The sequence below is a fragment of the Oscillospiraceae bacterium genome, from assembly GCA_022483045.1.
Classification (GTDB): Bacteria; Bacillota; Clostridia; order Oscillospirales; family Acutalibacteraceae; genus Caproicibacterium.
Genome location: JAKVOA010000001.1, coordinates 37,944 through 56,714, shown reverse-complemented (window position 1 = coordinate 56,714; position 18,771 = coordinate 37,944). Strand labels below are relative to the sequence as shown.

Genomic DNA, 18,771 nt, shown 5'->3' with positions numbered 1-18,771 from the left:
AATTATATTCGACTGGTTCTTTTAATCTCTCCATACTGGAATGTAAATGAGACCGTCAGCTCTGCTTTTCCGCTCTCGCTTTGCCTTTTAATCTCTCCATACTGGAATGTAAATTTTCCAGCCGGGGATTTCGCCGCCCTGCATGATTCTTTTAATCTCTCCATACTGGAATGTAAATGATGTCAGATACTCATACTTTCGGTGATACTAACGCTTTTAATCTCTCCATACTGGAATGTAAATTGAAATCGCCCTGCGCCGTGCGGTCAAGCTCATACTCTTTTAATCTCTCCATACTGGAATGTAAATCAATCATGCACCGGCTGGATAACTTCCCGGTGCCCCCTTTTAATCTCTCCATACTGGAATGTAAATCGAGACAAACGCCGGGCAGCTACTATAGTGATAGCCCCTTTTAATCTCTCCATACTGGAATGTAAATTTGCAAGGGCACTGGGTCTTTCGGAGCATAGTGTGTCTTTTAATCTCTCCATACTGGAATGTAAATCGTTGCTAAAAGATGCTATTGCACTTGTAGCACGCGCTTTTAATCTCTCCATACTGGAATGTAAATCGTTGCTAAAAGATGCTATTGCACTTGTAGCACGCGCTTTTAATCTCTCCATACTGGAATGTAAATCCTAAAGCAGAGTACGCAGGCACTAGAGGAAAAGCCTTTTAATCTCTCCATACTGGAATGTAAATGACCGTATGCCATTAACAAGCCCGTTCATGAGGTCGCTTTTAATCTCTCCATACTGGAATGTAAATCTCAACTTTATAGCGCTTGACTGTCTCGCTGTTACGCCTTTTAATCTCTCCATACTGGAATGTAAATTTTGTCATGATAACTCCATGGGGGGTCGGCGTATACGCTTTTAATCTCTCCATACTGGAATGTAAATACAGCCGGGTATGCTAATAAATCCGCAAGCAAAATCTTTTAATCTCTCCATACTGGAATGTAAATTGTAATGGCACGTGTATTACACAATCCAGCTTTACGCTTTTAATCTCTCCATACTGGAATGTAAATACAGCCGGGTATGCTAATAAATCCGCAAGCAAAATCTTTTAATCTCTCCATACTGGAATGTAAATACAAAAATGCGCCGCGCCGCGACACTAAATACACTCTCTTTTAATCTCTCCATACTGGAATGTAAATAGGTATAGTTGCCATCGGCAACTGCTTCAATCGTTCCTTTTAATCTCTCCATACTGGAATGTAAACAAATAATTGGAGTAGCAAAACAGGTTACTACTAATTTATGATGTAAAAAAGAATAAGTCCTCCAGTGCCGGTAACACCGAAGGACTTGTAAAAAGGATAATTTTGCGAGCCTATCCCCAAATATTATTATAGTTGGTTGGCTAATTTTGTCAATCTATGAGAGGGGAATTTTTTATGAAAAACGAGCAGTCAAAGAAGAAATCTGTGGGGAAAATTATTGGCGGAATAGTAGGTGGTTTGGTTGCAGCCATATTTATTGTAGGAGTCGTCACTACAATAATGGACACGCCAACGGCATCTGTTTCCGCGTCATCTGCTGCAAAATCCAGTGTAGATGAAGTTAAATCTTCTACCACTTCTGACAAAGCAACATCAAAAGGTGTATACTCGGACAATACAATGGATGTTAGTTTTGGAGGACTGTCTAATCAGGCGGGACTGGATGGCGAACTGTTTATCGGACTTAATGTAAAGAACAAATCAGCAAAGAGTATTACAGTTGCACTGACAGATGTGTATATTGACAACACAATGATGCCCACTGGCAGTGGTGTACCACTCACAATCCTTCCCGGTAAAAGCGGTGCAGGCGCATTTTTCGGGAAGAACAGTACAAAGCCAGATGATGTTAAAAAAGTAGGATTCAAGGTATACCTTCTTGATGAATCAGCAAGTCATTTAGAAACCACCAAACAAATCGAGGTCAAACTGAAATAAAAAAGCCGCCCCTTTTAATCTCTCCATACTGGAATGTAAATACCAGCATCGGAATCCGTAATCACAGCACCCGGTTTTGTCCGTGCAACAAGCGTGCCGTCATTTTCGTACGCTCTGTCTGCAAAGACCTCGCTCACTGTCCTCAGGCCTATCTTTTCCGCTTCTGTTATCATGCTGCTGCCGCTTAATGCAAAAAGAATCAACTTGGGATTGACTGCCGGGCGGACGTCGGAAGAGAAAGTATTGTAAGAAAACAGAAAAAATGCAGTTGAATAGGCATCTCAATTATGCTATAATAGCATTAGTTAGTTGTGGCGAACCGTTCGAGAAGTTGTTGTGATTGACGAAAGGAGTTAAACTTTATTAAGGCAAAGATATTCCGAAAGATAGGCAACTTTGTGTTGGCGTTTGTAATGGTATTTTCCCTTGGAAGTCCTGCATTTGCAGCAGAAAGTTCCAGTGTAAATTCCGTTCAAGAAGCGGGAAGCCGGTCGGAAGTAAGTTGTTCTGTTAAGAAGATTGGTGATACTTCGGTATTGGTAGAATCTAATGGAACATCAGAACTTGTTACCGTTGTGGAAAATGGTAGTGCAAAAACGGTCACAATTCAAAACACAAAAACAGGCGAGAAAAATTATTTAAGATATGATAAATTGACCAATACAATTTATTCATCTTTTACGGGACAAACAGTTCATCTAAACAATAGTAAGAACAGCGGAGGGATCTCAACAAATTCTGAAACTTCTTATAGTACTGAGTACATCTCTTATGCCGAAATCAGAGATACTATAGGTACAACAGCTACTGTAGGAGGACTTGTTGGTTTAATCGTGGCAAGAATTCCAGGAGCTCAATTGGCCGGTGGAGTGATTGGCACAATTAGTACGATTGTAGGAGGCACCACTTTGTTTATCCCAAATGATTCAAATCATGGTTTGAGGCTAACCGTACAAACCGTAAAATACTACAGGACTAGAGTGGGAATGCGATATGTTTACAGGATTGACCATTCAGTGACGGCAGTCACTACATATTAAAAATCAATGAAAAAGTGGAAAAGTTATGAAAAAGTGGAAAAAAGTTATAATATTTATCTGTCGAATTGTCATTCTCATTTGTCTGACACTTTTATGTGTTGCAAATTTTCATATATGGAACATGTCACGTCCTCAAATGGTAGCTTTGATTGCAGTTATGTTTTCTGGTGCGATTGGTATAACATGGTTTACTGATAGGACGAGCAAGGCTTACAAGATCTATAAATATATTATAACTGTTTTGCTGGTCGCTGTATTTTTTTTGGCAGTCATCTTCGGAAAAACGCCGTAAATTCGGAAGAAAATAGTCAGAGAAAACAGGGGTTGATTCTAAAATTTCATTCACTTAATGGTGCCGGAAGTTAGGCTGTGCTAATTATTCGAGACGCTGGGGGGGATTTATGAGAGATTTACCTTTAGTATGTTTTTCAATCTTTCTTATTTGCATGGGAGCTATCGGAGCATTTCATTATAAAAAAGACGAACATGATTCAGAGCATCCGAATATGTCATTTGTTACGCAATTCATTATAGGAATCCCAACTTTTCTTGTAAGTTTTTATTATTTTCTGGCAACACCCAGCTCAGATTTATTACTACTTGGCACAATTATCGTTTCCGGAGTGATTGCACTTATCATAGGCTTGCGTTATGACCGTAAAAAGAAGCAATGGGAAGAGGAAAACGATAAGGAAAATAAAGATTGAATTTATAATACTTTGTGGTAGGTTTGGCACACCTGTGTATCAAGAAGCCTCCTGTCGTAGTGATATCCTACGACAGGAGGCTTCTTTCGTTTTGTCTGCAAAATGCTCTTTCGAGTTTCATCATCCATGAGGCTATGAAAAAAGTCTGTAAATAATAATCTTCTATGCTAATACTTGAGCTGGAAGCGCTAAAATTAAGTTTCCAGCTCTTAAATTATATATACGACATGATTTCGGGCATGTCAAGAGCGGACGTCAAAAACGTCCTTCTCGTCATGCTAACAGATTCTATTATTCCGGGAGTCTTCCCTCGTACATAATACTAAGCTCGCCGTAGACCTGTCCCCAGTTTCGAATGCTCATAGTCCATCTTGTGGTAACTTCGAAAGTTGCCAGATACAGGGCTTTGAGGAGAGCTGTGTCACTTGGAAATACGCTTCTCTGACGGTTGAGTTTCCGGTAGGTGGAATTCAGACTTCCAATAGCATTGGTCGTGTAAATGACCTTTCTGACATCCGGAGAGAACTTGAAAATCGGCGTTATTGCATCCCAGTTATCATACCAGCGTTTCATGGAATTCGGGTATTTTGTGGTCCATTTCTCGGTGACGCAATCCAGAGCCTGTCTGGCTTTTTCTTCATCGGAAGCATGGTAAATCGTTTTTAAGTCGGCAGCAAATGCTTTTCTGTCCTTATCCGGAACGTATTTCAGAGTGTTTCTTACCTGATGCACAATGCATCTCTGATACTCTGTTTTCGGGAATGCAGCTGCGATTGCCTCTTTGATACCGCTAAGACTGTCAGCACAGATAATCAGGATATCCTTTACCCCACGATTCTTCAGTTCATTTAATACGGACAGCCAGTATTTGGAGCTTTCATTATCGCCTACAGTGATTGACAGAACCTCCTTTTTTCCTTCCGTGTTGATGCCCAGAATGACATATCCATTTCATCTTGCGTAATGATTTCATTTTTTAGAAAAGGAATTAAAGCAACTAAAAATTCATCAGGACTTTCAGAAGAGCCTATTATATAGAAAAGATCTCTCATCAAATTCAGCTTTTTATCTGAAAATTCACGTTCATTTATCATTCCCTGCTGAAGTAAAACAACTAGGTTATTCATAGAATGCACAAAGCTGCGAGAACTAATTTGATTCTGCATAGCTCGTTGTTCTTCTTCCTTAGCTTCCTTTTCCAAATCTTTTAAGCAGAAGATAGCCACAAGCGCAATTACGGGGGATAAAAATAAGCAAAACACTAACCATTTTCCAGCACTCCTACCTCTATTTTTAGCGCATTTACACGCAATAATGGTAAGTACTACCCATATTAAAAAACAAAAAAAAGCCAAAACAGTTCCTCCTATTTAATTCATTTTTACCACATATTGTAATTGAAGTCCATCTTTACTTATCTTTTCTTAGTCCTATTTCCAAAAGATTTCTAAATATCAAAAGGAGTGACAGCCATATCACTGCAAATTCTGTTATAAAGTAAAATTGCTGAATGAGGCGGTAAAGGCCCGTGTTTCTAAACTATACAGATTGACTGGGTGCACCCAATTTTTTTATGCACTGCTGAACTTAAAATACAGTGCACATCCGGCAGCGTGAAACTTTTTAAGCATTGGGCAAACCTGCTAAGAGGATATCCGCCGCTTCCTTCCCAACCTGCGCTGTCTGCCTTTTCCGCTTTTCAGAAATATTCCTGCAGTACAATCCGCTGTGCACAGAAAATCTTATTAAATTTTCATATTGACATTTATGGAATGAAAGTTTACAATTTTGCAATAAGGACGACGCTGAAGTCGATTGGCTTAAAAGTCAATCGACTTCAGCGTCATTTTTATTCCCCAAATTCTTATTTTGAATTTTTCTGTAAGAATCCGGCAAGTTCTATTAATTACCCTGAGGAGTGAATGCGCATGGAAAAAATAATCGGCAGTATCATTGATTCCGTTGATTCGTTCGTATGGGGGCCTGTAATGCTGGTCCTGTTAGTTGGAACAGGAATTTTTTTAACGATTAAATTAAAGTTCATGCCCTGGCGCAATCTCGGCTATGCTTTACACAGCGTGCTAAGCAAAGAGGCACGCACCACCAAACGCGGCCACGGTGACGTATCCCCTTTCTCCGCTTTAATGACAGCACTGGCCGCCACGATTGGCACCGGCAACATCATCGGCGTGGCAACTGCCATGTTTTCGGGCGGCCCGGGCGCCCTGGTATGGATGTGGATTTCAGCTGCTTTCGGCCTGACTACAAAATTCAGCGAATGTATGCTGGCGATCAAGTACCGCGAAACGAACTCAAAAGGTGAAATGTCCGGCGGCCCAATGTACACAATGAGAAATGCCTTTAAAAACAAAACATTCGGCAAAACACTGGGGTTTCTCTTTGCGCTGTTTGCGGTGCTCGCCTCTTTCGGAATCGGCAACATGACGCAGGGCAACTCCATTTCCGGTGCGCTGCAGGAAACCTTTAATATTCCGACCATGGCCACCGGCATTGTAATCACCGCGCTTGTGTTTTTAATCGTCGTCGGCGGTATTAAGCGGATTTCAAAAATTTCCTCCGTCATTGTTCCATGCATGGCAGTCTTTTATGTCATTGCGGGAATCGTAGTTATTTTACTGAATGTGAAAAATCTGCCGCACGGCTTATATCTGATCTTTACCATGGCTTTTTCGCCAAAAGCCGTGGCCGGCGGGATGCTCGGTACGATTACGGTATCTGTCATGAACGCCATTCGGTACGGCGTTGCGCGCGGTGTCTTTTCAAATGAAGCGGGGCTTGGCTCCGCCGCCATTACTGCAGCCGCCGCGACGACAGACGACCCCGTACGTCAAGGCTACATCAACATGACCGGCACTTTCTTTGACACCATTGTTGTCTGCTCAATCACAGGCCTTGCCATCGCATCTTCCGGTGTGCTTGGCTCCGTGGGCGCAGACGGAGCCCCGCTGAAAGGCATTGCTCTGACTATGGCAGCTTTTTCAAGCGTGCTTGGCCCATTTGGCAAGTATCTGGTATCGATTGGAATTATATTATTCGCTTTTTCAACCATTATCGGCTGGGAATATCACGGTGAAAAAGCCTTTGAATACCTTGCGAAAGACCAGAAGTACAACATTATCTACCGCGTTATCTTCTCTCTGGTCGTTTACATCGGCGCAACACAGACACTCGACATCGTATGGAACTTTTCAGATATTATGAATGCGCTCATGGCCATTCCGAACTTAATCTGCATGCTTCTGCTGAGCAATGTTATTGTCAGCGAGGTAAAGAGATTTCAGCCCATTCTAGAAGCAGAACGTGCGGAACACCGCGCTGCACGCTCTGCAAAAAGGCATAGAAACCGGGAGCAGGAAACCGCGTAAGCGAAACCTTTCGCATTGAAATTCAGTAAAAAAAGCAGGGACAAATCCTCCTCATTTGTTGGGGGAATGTCCCTGCTTTTCTTTTGGGTGTATTCTTTGCTAAATCAAAGTCTGCAACGATGACGCGCAAAATTCAAGCCTCCCGCTGGCAATTCATTTTAGGACTGCTTTCATCATAGCAAAAATGAAGTACCACAAAACCTACTTATCTATCAAAAATTCAGGTTTTAAGATTTTTGCGTAAAAACCTGTTGTTTGTTCCATTGCTTTCTCTCTTTGCAGCTGCAAAAAAGAGAGGTACAGGAATTCCAGCCCCTGCACCTCTCTTTGAAACGGACAAATTGTAATTCTAGGAACAATCATATAACCAAAAGATTTTAATTTTATAAAATTCCGTAATAAACCGACAGGAAAGATTTAGTGTTTGCAAAAGGGCCATACATAAGGTGAGCGTAAACTAAAACGAGTTTGGATTATCATCAAGTCAATACAGCAAAAAGCATCCTTACTATTTCGGCAATGTAAAAGAAACCATACACCCGGCGTCCACCTCAGCCGTAATTGCAAGATGGCCTCCATGCTTTTCTATGATATTTTTCACCGCTACAAGGCCAACTCCATTTCCTTCAAATTCGGAGTCTTTGTGCATACGACCAAACATTTTAAAAATATTCTGGGCATATTTCATATCAAATCCAGCACCGTTGTCCCGAAAATAAAAGACAAAATCGTCTTTGCGGTCTGCATAGGAAACAGTAATTTCTGTATACGTGTTTTTCGATGAATATTTGATGGCATTGGAAAGGATATTGTAAATGCAGCAGCGAAGCAAGACCTCATCACCCATAACATTTGGCAGGCGCTGCATTTGCAGTCGTATATCCTGTCCACTGTTCACCATGCAAAGTTCTGTCATTACATTTTCTACGAGTTTGTTCATACTGACGCGCACCAATTTGAGCCGACTGGATTTGATCTTTGAGTACTGCAAAAACTCACTAATCATATCAAGGCTCTTTTCACAGTACATTTTAATCTTTTCAGCAGCTTCTTGTGCCTTTGGCGTAAGGGCACCGGCCATTTCTTGAAGAATTGCATCATTGTACAGGTGAATGGCCCGAACCGGTGACTTAAACTCATGTGCAATTACGTAGCACATTTTTTCCATTTCGTTGTAAGCGCTCCGCATTTCTTGTGTACGTTCCAACACCTTGATTTCCAGCTCTTCGTTTAGCTTTTGTGTATGCTCTTCCATCTGAATCTCTTCTGTAATATTCTTTGCGAAAACAGCAAAGTCATATTTTCCTTCGCTTAATTTCAGGCAATAAATTTGCACACGGTAGTACTGCCGCACGGCCATGTCATAGTATTCGACATCCGCCTGTCCTTCTTTCTGCGCGGTATCAAAAAAATCATGCCACAAAACGGCATCTTCATCCGAAAACATATCAAAAAACAGCTGCCCGCTGACATCACACGATTTGGACGCATAATATTCGCTTCCATTCGTGTTGCATACCAATATTTTCTCTGTACGAACATCAATAAACCAAATCAGCTTTTCACTTGCTTCAAAAACCGCCTGTAAGCTGAAGGCAAGCCGCTGTTGCCTCTGCTCCTGTGCTGTGTGGTACTCCAAATAATGCCGCAGGCAGTCACCTGCTGTCAGCACGGCTGCCGCCTTCAGCAAAGCAAACTGCGTCGTGCCAATCGTACTTTGATAAACGTTGACTGTAAAAGTAATGGACATCATGCCGTTTGTAATGCCGTCTGTAGACAGCAGTGCCGCTGCCAGTGCAGCCGCACCCGTCAGCAGCACTACTACTGTGTTGTTCTTTTCAAAGCCGTTCCGTTCCACGCCCAACAGCTGTTTCACTCTAGGCAGTTCCACTACGCTGTTCATCACAGCTATACAAATGAAACAGGTTTCCGCTATTATCACAGCATTTGCGTTAATTAAGTTGTCTGGCAAATAAGAAAATGCGTAGCTGGTGTACCAAAATGGCGGATTGTAAGGTACCACCTGCTTCACCAGCGGTCGATTGAGCTGCAAATACAGGACCGTGAAACCCGCCTGATAGAGATATATAGAAAGGAACGGCAATCCTTTCTGTACTCTATCTCGGCAGTACCCCAATCCCACCGCCCACAGAAGCAGAAACATACTGGTGACAAAGCTGCCCCACCCATCCGCAGGCACCGTAACCATAGGACAAAACATTGCCAAACCCGGCACACAGCAAAGAAAGGCATATTTCATGCCAAACCCAAGCGCAACCGCAGCCGGCAGCAGCAAACCCGGCAGCAAGTATAAGTCATATGCCGAGTCTATTTTTACCGGTGCATAAGACAACACATAGCACAGCAGTCCCAAGGCTATGGAAATACATATTTTTCCCCGGCTCCAGCATTTCATGGTTTCACCTGATTCCCGGAGAAGGAACTGCCGTACAGAATAGCTGGCCACGGTTCCGGCTGAATGGCCTGTGCAGAGCGATAGATAATCTGGAATGTACCATTGTGTACACTGGCAAAGCAGGAATACAGCCAAGTACAGTGATTGCTTTTGTCCACCTTGATTTTCCCCTGCGGGGCATCAAACTCCAACCCAGAAAAAGCGCGTATCAGGGAATCTGTATCATACGGATTCTTCACCTTCATGGCCGCTTTCGCAAGCAGGAAACAGCTGTCGTAGGTTGTTTCTGCCAAACTGGTAATGACAGAACCGTCGTGTGCATAAGCGTTGTATTTCTGTACAAATTTTTTACTGGCAGATGTATTCAGTGTCGAAAAATAATTCATAGAAGCATAGTGCCCCTCCGCGCACGCCGCCCCCATTTCCTGCAGGCTCATTTCATCCGCTGTAATCGCAGCAATCGGACACTGCGCCGGGTTCAGACCAAAACGTTGATATTGCTTATAAAAAGAAATCACCGAGTCACCAACCAAATCGCAATAGATAAAGTCCGGCTTTTTCCGCTTAATGTCATTTAAAATTGCTGTAAAATCAGAACAACCCGCTTTCACATATTCTTCGCCGCAAATTACACCTCCGTTTCTCTCAATCAAGCGTTTTGCCTGCTTGTTACAGGTTACCGGGAAGACGTAGTCGTTACCCACCAGGTACACCGTTTTTCCAAGCTTCTTCATCAGCCAAGGCAGATACTGCGTCGCCTGCTGATTGGGCATCGCGCCGGTGTATATCACATGCCAGTCGCTCTCCTCGCCCTCAGTATAGGTAGGATAAATCAACAGGCAATTATATTTTGACAGAATCGGTAAAACCGCTTTACGGCTGGCAGAGGTGTAACAGCCAATAATGGCGGCCACTTTGTACTGCACGATTAACTCTTCCGCTTTTTTGGCTGCCATAGAGGGATCGGAGCAATAGTCGTCCTGAATGTACTGCACACGTTTTCCGTGAATGCCGCCGGCCTTATTGATTTCATCAAACGCCAAATACGCCGCATCTATCATTGATTTTTCTGTTACAGCCGAAGAACCGGTTGTGGAAAACAAGATGCCCACGCGGACCACACTGTCCCCTGCTTGTCCCCGCAGCGACTGGGCCGCTCTCTGGCTGCCGCACCCTGATGTGACAATCAGCAAACCGAAACACAGAATCATGGAAAGCACTTTTCGCAGCAGCCGCATTTCTTTCACTCCTTTTCACAATTCTCCCGCGTTTTTTTGTAGTCTGACGGTGCCATACCGAAATAATTTTTAAATAAACGGCTCATGTATTTGGGATCCTCGTAGTGCAGCTGGTCGGCAACTTCAGCTATCGTCACGTCTGCTTCATCCAGCAGCTTGCGGGCAATCTGCATTTTTACACATCCGACATATTCTACAAATGATTTTCCAACATCTATTTTAAACCTATGGCTCAGGTAAGCTTTGTTTACAAAGCATTTTTCAGCCGTTTGTGCCAGCGTAAGTTTGTCGTAAGGATGAGACAGCACATAGGCGACCACTTTGGCAGACAGTTCTGGAAGATTCGGGGGACCATAAAGATGTACGATGGTATAAACTTCGCGCATATATTCCTCAAAAATAGACAGTGCCATGTACATGGTGTCACACTGCAAAATTTCGCTGCAAACGTGCTCCACCTCCGGCACCAAAAGCGGCAGCCAGCTTCTTTCCTGCACCAACACCGCATAAATTTTTTTAATGGTTTTTGCCAAAAAAGCACCGCTTTTGATGAAGTCCTGGTCTGCCATGCTGTAACATTTTTCCGACAGCCGGGCTACAGCTTCCTGAAAATGGTCAGAGCCCTGCAGAATACTTTTTATCACGGCATTTCGCTCGTCATACAGTGCATCCTGCAGTTCCGGCCGGGCAGCGGATTGCCTTAAAAAATCTGCTGCTCGTTTCAGTGCATTCAAAAATGTACCATCACTTACTGGCTTGATCAAATAATCAAATGCACCCAAAACAATACCTTCACGTGCATACTCAAAGTCTGCGTACTCACTTAAAAGGATCACACATTCGCACAGGCGTTCCTCCTTCACTGCCTGCAAAAGTTCAATGCCGTCCATTTTGGGCATCTTGATATCCGTTACTAAAATATCCACTGGGTGGCCCCGCAAATATTCCAGTGCTTCCACTCCATTGTCCGCTTCCCCGGCAATACAAAATTGTGACTGGTTTTTCCAGCTTTCCTGCTGTTTCAGTTGACTTCTGAAGATTTCGAAATCATCTACCAGCATAACCTTATGCATGGTGCCGCCTCCTTTTTACAGCAGAATTTCATATAAAAAGGGTATGTACACCAAGCATTTCTGCCTAATATACACACCCTTGTGTTACTTTCCTCTATCATACATGAAAAAGTACAATTTGTGAAGTGGTAGATTTCTCATAAGCATTCTCCACTTGACGGCAGTATTTTTCTGCTCTTTTACCTGTGCGAATCATTCCTTCTACGAAAAAATAAGCAGGCAGTTTTGCCCGCTCTTTTTCATTTATTTCCTTATGAGATTTGTTTCCTTGTGCCCCAACTTAGGTGAAACGTCACAGTGCATCATTCTTTCTTATTTCACCGACTATAAACCGAATTTTTCGCGGGCAGCTGCACAGATGATTTCTGCACAGTTGCCATGTGAGGTAATGGAACTGTCCAGCATCATGTGCCGGTATTTGGTTGAGTGAAACGAAACACCAGTGTGCATTTTGTAAAAGTCGCGTCTTGCCTTGTCAACCTTAGCAATGTAAGCCTTAGCCTGATCATAGCTTAAGTTCAGTTCATTTTCGGAAAATGCTACACGCTTATCATAAGGAGCATAGATAAAGACATTCAGCATATTGGGATGCTTACACTCGCGCAGGATGTAGTCAGAGCATCTGCCAACAATGACGCAGTCGTCAGCTGCCGCCAAATCGATAATAACGCTTTTCTCCATTTCGTACAGCTGGTTCTGCATTGATGAGCTGCCAATACCCAGCGGATATACCATTCTGGAAAACAGCGGCGTTCCTTTCTCTTCCATTGCTGAAAGTTCCTGCAGGTTTCCGTGCAGTTCCTTCACGGTCATTTCTATAATGTCCCTGTCGTAATACCGAAAGCCCAGCTTTTCCGCCGTAGCCATGGCAATCTTGCGTCCCATACTGCCAAACTCACGCGTTACCGTAATGACTTTTCCCATCATGTACCTCCTCTCGATTGCTTTAAACCGCCAAGTACTTCTTCACGGTTTCCTCCTGCAGGCCGCTCATCTTACCGGCAGACACCACTTTGCCCTTTTGAATGATTAAGTAATGCTCCGCAATCCTTCTGGCGAACTTCAGGTTCTGCTCCACAACAACCAAGGTCACACCCATTTCGTCATGAACACGATCCAATATAGATGCCAGCTCTGCAACAATATTAGGTTGAATGCCCTCTGTCGGCTCATCTAAAAGCAAAAGCTTCGGGTTAGACATCAGCGCACGGGCAATGGCAAGCTGCTGCTGCTGCCCACCGGAAAGGACGCCGCCTTTTCGCTTGAGGTGTACCTGCAGCGCTGGAAAAAAGGCAAGTACCTTTTTCTTTTGCGCTTCCAAGTCTTTGACGTGTGCGTAACCGCCCAAATCCAAGTTTTCCTCCACCGTCAAGTCCGAAATAATTTCACGTCCTTGAGGAACATAAGCAATCCCCAGCCGAGAGCGGCGGTGCGGCGGCTGCCTCGAAATGTCGCGGCCATCCAGAGAAATGCTGCCGGATTCCAGCGGAAGGATACCAATCAGTGACTTCAGAAAGGTGGTCTTTCCCACGCCGTTACGCCCCAAAATTGTCAACTTGTCCCCGCAGGTCACCGTAGCGGAAATACCGTTGATCACTCTGCTTTTTCCGTAATTCACATAAATCTCTTGAATGTCCACTCAGTACCCCTCGCCTTCATCATTTTGGAGATACGCTTTAATGACTTGCGGGTTCTCCTTTACCTCGCAAAAAGTACCTTCGGCAAGCACCTTGCCCTGGTTCAGGACTGTCACACAGTCGGCAATCTGCTGCACAAAATCCATGTCATGCTCAATAACCAGCAGCGTGTGCTTTCCTGCCAATTTCTTAATCAGTTCACCTGTCTTAAAGGTTTCATCATCGGTCATGCCGGCAGCGGGCTCATCCAGCGCAATCAGCTCCGGCGATTGTATCATCACCATGCCAATTTCCAGCCACTGCCGCTGCCCGTGGGAAAGTTCAGAAGCCACCCTGTCCTGCTCTGTTTCCAGACAGACAAGCTGCAAAATTCTTTGAATTTCCTGCTTCACCGCGGCATTTCTTCGGTATCGAAACGCTTTTGCAATTGTGGTGTACCCTGCCAGTGCAATTTCAACATTTTCATATACGGTCATGTTGTCAAACACATTGGGGCCCTGAAACTTTCGCCCGATTTTATACTTTGCCGCAATCACGCCGGGATCCATACCCGCAATGTCTTTTCCGTGAAACAGAATTTGGCCGGCCGTGGGTTTAGATTTTCCCGTAATCATATCCATTAAGGTGCTTTTTCCGGCACCGTTGGGACCTATAACCACATGGACACTGCCCTGCTTCACCCGCATACTGACATCGCTAACCGCGTGAAAGCCGGAAAAAGAAATGCTAAGGTTTCGAATATCCAGCAAAGCGTCTTCCATTACGACAACACCTCGCTTTCCGCTGTGCTGCTCTCTTGTAGTGCAACTTTTTCTGTATGGGGTGTCTGCTTTCCACAGCGTTTCTGCAGTTTCACAAGTTGGCCAATGATACCATCTGGAATAAAGAAAATGATGAGCAGCAGCACCACGCCCAGAATCAGCTGCCACACGTTGGCGAACTTGTCCGACAACAAGCTCTGCGCCCAGTTGATGAGCAGCGTACCGATCACTGCACCGGTCAGGTTTCCCCTGCCGCCCACAGCAATCCAGACGACCACGGCAGTCGACGCGGAAACACCAATATCGACCGGTGTAATGGAACTGGTCGCCGGTGCATATAGCGCGCCAGCTAAACCTGCCATTGCACAGGAAATGGTGAGAATTAAAATTTTGTAGTGTGAAGTTTTGTAGCCAAAATAGCGCAGGCGCTCCTCATTTTCACGAATGGACACCGCCACTTTTCCAACACGGCTCTTCGTAAACCAAATGCAGAAAAGAAACACCGCAACGCCAACGGCCAGAATTACATAATAATATTGTCTTTTCGTCAGCGGGGCACCACTGCCCACTGCAAAGCGCCGGATATTTTGCAGGCCGTTGAAACCATTGGTGTATTTTTGCTCTGTAATAATGAACTGATAAAACATGGTTGCCAGCGCCAACGTAATGATTGTAAAAAACACGCCCTTAATTTTGCTGGAAAACACAAAGAATCCAAGCAGCGCACCCATCAGCGCTGCGATGGCGATACCGAGAATTACCGCCAGCGCCGGATTTTTCAACGGCAGGTAGAACCACGGCAACTGGGTGATTTTTTCGCGGGTCATAAAGGACGGCAGCCCATGCTGGATCTGGTAACAGAGCCCAATCATATAGCCACCGATGCCAAAGAAAACTGCATGGCCCAGACTGAGCAAGCCCATATATCCCCACAACAGGTCCAAAGAAACTGCAAAAATAGACAATGCAATGTATCTGCCCATCATCTCTACCTGAAAAGTTTTTGCAAACAGCGGAAACAGCGCCAGAAACACAACCAAGACTAAGTCGATGAAGCGATTGACCGGCACCTTTTTCGGGCGGTCAGATCGACGAGCTGCAACAGAACGCATCATGTTCCACTACCTCCTTTCTTTCGCAAACAGTCCTTCCGGTCGGAATCGTACTAGGACAATAATGGCAAAGTACACCAGAATCATGCCCCAGGTATCGTTCAGGATCCCTGCCAGCAGCGTTCTTCCTTCGCCAATCAGTACAGAGGACAACGCCGCACCCACCATAGACTGTACACCTCCCAAAACCACTGTCAGAAACGAGTCTGTCAGGTAGGACGAACCCATATTGTAGGACACGCCCACCATCGGTGCCAACACACAGCCCGCAATGCCTGCCAAACCAGCACCGTAGGAAAATGTAAACGTATCGATTGCAGAGGTGTTGATGCCAAGGCACTCGGTCATTTCCCGATTCTGTGTAATGGCACTGATTTTTCTGCCGATTTTTGTTTTCTTAAACAGCATCACTGTCATAACCAGCAGCACTACCGCCATGGCCACCATGAAGATGTTATAAATAGGAATGGACACAGTGCCCAACTTCAGCACACCGGGCAGCGGCATTGCTACGTTTTGGGACAGCGGCCATATCATTCTGGCACCTTCTGTAATAATGACCGAAATTGCGTAGGTTGCCAAAATGGTTTCGGTTGGTTTTTCGTACAGCCGTTTGATAACGGTCAACTCTATGGCTGCCCCCAGCGCTGCCGCAAAGCAAAAGGAAAGCAGAACTGCCAGCAGGAACGGTGCCCGAAACATCTTGGTAAAGATGAACGCACAAAATCCGCCAATCATAATCATCTGCCCATGTGCCATATTGATAACGCCCATCATTCCAAAAATGATCAGCAAACCCAGTGTTGCAATGAGAAGAACGGCTGACTGATTCAAGCCGTTACTTAGTTGGGACAGGAAAACAGACATATTCATCATCCCTCCATATAAAAATGCTGCAAGCAAGCGCTCTGCGCTTTGCTTCTGCTTACAGCTGACACAGCTTTTACAGTAAGCAAAGAGGCGGGCCTGCTTTGCAGCACTTTGTTATTGACTTACTGCGGATAGCACTTGGGGTCGCTCCAGCTAGGCATGAAGTTGCTGCTCTTATACTGCGGATACAAAATAGACGGCCACGGCTCGGGACGGGCTGCGCTCTTAGAAGAATAGAGAATGTCAAAATTCCCATTGTGAATCTTGGCAAAGCGTGAGAAAACCCATGTAGAGTGATTTGCTTTGTCTACCTTAATCTGCCCCTGCGGTGCATCAAAGGTAATGCCGCTGAAAGATTTGATCAGTGCGTTAGTGTCTGACGGATCGCTGGTTTTCTTCAGCGCGGCGGCCAGCAGATAGCAGCTGGAATAAGCCGACTCTGTCAGCACGGTCACTTTTGTGCCATCCTTGTACAGGCTGTTGTAAGACTGAACAAATTTTTTGGATGCCGCAGTATTCAGTGACGAAAAGTACGGCATAGAAGCATAGTGCCCTTCCGCATAGTCCGCGCCAATGGCCTGCAAATTGCTTTCGTCAATGCCAATCGAACAAATCGGCGTCTTGGCAGCATCTAGTCCATATTGCTTGAAAGCTTTGAAAAACGCCGTGTTAGAGTCACCAATTACTGCCGAATACACAAAGTCGGCACCGGACTTCTTAATCTTTTCGCAGACAGTGGAAAAATCCGTTCCGCCCAGCGGCACATAGGATTCACCCACCACGGAACCGCCGTACATGTTCACCAGCGCACGTGCCTGCTTGTTGCAGGTTTTGGGGAAAACATAGTCAGAACCGACTAGGTAAACCTTTTTCCCTAATTTCTTCAGCAGATAGGGAACAAACTCCGTTGCCTGCTGGTTGGGCATACAGCCCACGTAAATGACATTGGGGTGTACCTCTTCTCCCTCTGTATAGGTCGGATAAATAAGCAGAGAGTTGTCTTCTTTCAGAGTGGGAAGCGTTGCCTGACGACTGGCAGAGGTGTAGCAGCCAACCGTGGCTACCACCTTGTCCTCTTCAATCAGTGTTTTCATTTTTTCAGTAGCCTTGGAGGGATCCGAGGCATAGTCCTCATGGATGTACTCAATTTTTTTCCCGTTGATACCGCCGGACTTGTTGATTTCATCAAACGCCATTTTGCACGCATTGGTCATGGTCTTTTCGACCAGTGCGGTCGAGCCGCTTTCCGAAAACAAAATTCCTACTTTAATGGTATTGCCGCTGCTTCCTGCGTGGTCACTGTCATTGTCACTGCAGGCGGAAAGCGGCATGGCAACCAGCGCAGCCGCAAGCGCCAGTGCAATCAATCTTCTACCCTTCTTCACTGCAATCATCTCCTGTTTTCTATGTGTTTTGTATGGCCGGCCTTATTCTTCGTGCGGAATGCCCTCTATGGGTGCCCACTTGACCCCAGGGAATTTACGGGTCATGCTTTCCACTTTCTTCTGTGTACCCAGCGGGTCATTGACCCAGTTCCTGTAGAATTCGAACTGGCATTCCGGCTCGCCAAAGCGATTTTCCTTGGAGTTCAGCGTACCGGTATAGCCTCTGTGCAACAGCTTGTAAAGATGGTTCTGAGACTGCCAGTTTGCTCGTGCATCCCGTATGGCACTGACTGAAAGCTGTGCATACTGGTAGCTGTTTTCCTCCGCGCCGCACATACCCAAAATATGTCCGTCAAAGCCACAGATAGAAGAGTGGCCAAAGTAGGAATAAACGCCATCATAACCGGTCGCATTGGAAACGGCCGCATAAACATTGTTGCACCACGCCATGACCGGCACCACATTTACTTCTTCCTGCTCGGCCGGGTACATATAGCCTTGGCAGCGAATGACCAGTTCCGCCCCGCGCATAGCGCAGTCACGCCAAATTTCCGGATAATTGCCATCATCGCAGATAATCAGACTGATCTTCATTCCTTTTGGTCCTTCGGAAACAAAGGTTCCGCTGCCCGGGTACCAGCCCTCAATCGGTGTCCAAGGCAGCATCTTCCGATACTTCTGCACAATTTCACCTTTGTCGTTAATCATTACCAGTGTATTGTAGGGCACCTTGTTCGGGTGCTCTTCGTGGCGCTCACCCGTCAAAGAAAACACGCCCCAAACCTTGTTCTCAATGCAGGCCTGCTTAAAGATTTCCACTTCTTCGCCATCATCGGTCGCAGCCAGCTTCATCATTTCATCGAAATCGTACATAATGCCATGTGTGCTGTACTCTGGGAACACAATCAGGTCCAGTCCCGGGATGCCGGTCTTGAGTCCCTTGATATAGTCCTTAATCTTATGGCAGTTTTCCAGAATGCCCTCTTTGGTGTGCAGCCGCGGCATTTTCCAATTTACAACTGCCAAACCAAGGGTATCCGGGCTGGATGTAATATCTCCGTGCATCATAACTTTTTACCTCCACAATAAATCATTTTTTTATAATATCCATCCACAGCCAAAACAAAAGGCGCACATCCACCGGTAAAGTGGATATGCGCCTTTGCATCTTTGTCTGTACTATGGTTATTACGCT

Annotated in this window: 15 protein-coding genes, 2 pseudogenes and 1 CRISPR repeat array (1 of these 18 cut by a window edge); of the genes and pseudogenes, 4 read left to right on the top strand and 13 right to left on the bottom strand. The window is 45.1% G+C overall.

The window, feature by feature from the left end; translation table 11 throughout:
• A CRISPR array of direct repeats spans positions 1 to 1,234; the repeat unit is 30 nt; unit sequence CTTTTAATCTCTCCATACTGGAATGTAAAT (it extends 3,800 nt beyond the left edge of the window).
• Positions 1,235 to 1,408: 174 nt separating this feature from the next.
• Positions 1,409 to 1,951: a hypothetical protein gene (locus LKE53_00290; protein ID MCH3971203.1), complete on the top strand. Its 543-nt coding sequence runs from the start codon at positions 1,409 to 1,411 to the stop codon at positions 1,949 to 1,951.
• A 47-nt stretch (positions 1,952 to 1,998) separates the two neighbouring features.
• Here LKE53_00290 and LKE53_00285 read toward each other — a convergent pair.
• Positions 1,999 to 2,166, bottom strand: a pseudogene (locus tag LKE53_00285) (LamB/YcsF family protein).
• Between the two features lie 186 nt (positions 2,167 to 2,352).
• On the opposite strand from LKE53_00285, the gene LKE53_00280 reads away from it, so the two are divergent.
• Both LKE53_00280 and LKE53_00275 read left to right on the top strand, forming a co-directional pair.
• Positions 2,353 to 2,991: a hypothetical protein gene (locus tag LKE53_00280; GenBank protein ID MCH3971202.1), complete on the top strand. Its 639-nt coding sequence runs from the start codon at positions 2,353 to 2,355 to the stop codon at positions 2,989 to 2,991.
• Between the two features lie 401 nt (positions 2,992 to 3,392).
• Positions 3,393 to 3,698, top strand: coding sequence for a hypothetical protein (locus LKE53_00275; GenBank protein ID MCH3971201.1), 306 nt, complete (start codon positions 3,393 to 3,395; stop codon positions 3,696 to 3,698).
• A gap of 291 nt (positions 3,699 to 3,989) precedes the next feature.
• On the opposite strand, the pseudogene LKE53_00270 reads toward LKE53_00275, so the two are convergent.
• Positions 3,990 to 4,643: pseudogene (locus tag LKE53_00270) on the bottom strand (IS256 family transposase).
• Positions 4,586 to 5,053, bottom strand: a complete 468-nt coding sequence (locus tag LKE53_00265) for a hypothetical protein (GenBank protein ID MCH3971200.1) — start codon at positions 5,051 to 5,053, stop codon at positions 4,586 to 4,588. The pseudogene LKE53_00270 and the gene LKE53_00265 overlap by 58 nt, the downstream one beginning before the upstream one ends.
• A 573-nt stretch (positions 5,054 to 5,626) precedes the next feature.
• Between LKE53_00265 and LKE53_00260 the strand changes: the two genes are divergently transcribed.
• Complete coding sequence (locus LKE53_00260; GenBank protein ID MCH3971199.1) at positions 5,627 to 7,084, top strand: sodium:alanine symporter family protein; 1,458 nt, start codon at positions 5,627 to 5,629, stop codon at positions 7,082 to 7,084.
• A gap of 508 nt (positions 7,085 to 7,592) precedes the next feature.
• On the opposite strand, the gene LKE53_00255 is transcribed toward LKE53_00260, so the two are convergent.
• The 10 genes from LKE53_00255 to LKE53_00210 all read right to left on the bottom strand — a co-directional run bounded on the left by LKE53_00255 (position 7,593) and on the right by LKE53_00210 (position 18,644).
• Entirely contained in the window at positions 7,593 to 9,500 is a 1,908-nt protein-coding gene (locus LKE53_00255; protein ID MCH3971198.1) for an ATP-binding protein, read from the bottom strand.
• Entirely contained in the window at positions 9,497 to 10,738 is a 1,242-nt protein-coding gene (locus LKE53_00250; GenBank protein MCH3971197.1) for a transporter substrate-binding protein, read from the bottom strand. Before LKE53_00250 ends, LKE53_00255 begins: the two co-directional genes overlap by 4 nt.
• 5 nt (positions 10,739 to 10,743) lie before the next feature.
• Positions 10,744 to 11,811: a response regulator gene (locus LKE53_00245; protein ID MCH3971196.1), complete on the bottom strand. Its 1,068-nt coding sequence runs from the start codon at positions 11,809 to 11,811 to the stop codon at positions 10,744 to 10,746.
• A gap of 324 nt (positions 11,812 to 12,135) precedes the next feature.
• Positions 12,136 to 12,735, bottom strand: a complete 600-nt coding sequence (locus LKE53_00240; protein MCH3971195.1) for a cytidylate kinase-like family protein — start codon at positions 12,733 to 12,735, stop codon at positions 12,136 to 12,138.
• Positions 12,736 to 12,757: 22 nt separating this feature from the next.
• The gene (urtE, locus tag LKE53_00235; protein ID MCH3971194.1) at positions 12,758 to 13,450 is read right to left on the bottom strand and encodes an urea ABC transporter ATP-binding subunit UrtE; all 693 of its coding nucleotides are present in this window, start codon (positions 13,448 to 13,450) and stop codon (positions 12,758 to 12,760) included.
• Positions 13,451 to 14,209, bottom strand: a complete 759-nt coding sequence (gene urtD, locus LKE53_00230; protein ID MCH3971193.1) for an urea ABC transporter ATP-binding protein UrtD — start codon at positions 14,207 to 14,209, stop codon at positions 13,451 to 13,453.
• Positions 14,209 to 15,324 carry an urea ABC transporter permease subunit UrtC gene (urtC, locus tag LKE53_00225; GenBank protein MCH3971192.1) on the bottom strand — a complete coding sequence of 372 codons (1,116 nt, stop codon included), beginning with the start codon at positions 15,322 to 15,324 and terminating at the stop codon, positions 14,209 to 14,211. The genes urtD and urtC overlap by 1 nt, the downstream gene beginning before the upstream one ends.
• 6 nt (positions 15,325 to 15,330) lie before the next feature.
• Positions 15,331 to 16,188: an urea ABC transporter permease subunit UrtB gene (urtB, locus tag LKE53_00220; protein MCH3971191.1), complete on the bottom strand. Its 858-nt coding sequence runs from the start codon at positions 16,186 to 16,188 to the stop codon at positions 15,331 to 15,333.
• A 125-nt stretch (positions 16,189 to 16,313) separates the two neighbouring features.
• The gene (locus LKE53_00215; protein ID MCH3971190.1) at positions 16,314 to 17,576 is read right to left on the bottom strand and encodes a transporter substrate-binding domain-containing protein; all 1,263 of its coding nucleotides are present in this window, start codon (positions 17,574 to 17,576) and stop codon (positions 16,314 to 16,316) included.
• 42 nt (positions 17,577 to 17,618) lie between these two features.
• On the bottom strand, positions 17,619 to 18,644 hold the full coding sequence (locus tag LKE53_00210; GenBank protein ID MCH3971189.1) for an aliphatic amidase: 1,026 nt from the start codon (positions 18,642 to 18,644) through the stop codon (positions 17,619 to 17,621).
• Positions 18,645 to 18,771: the final 127 nt, after the last annotated feature.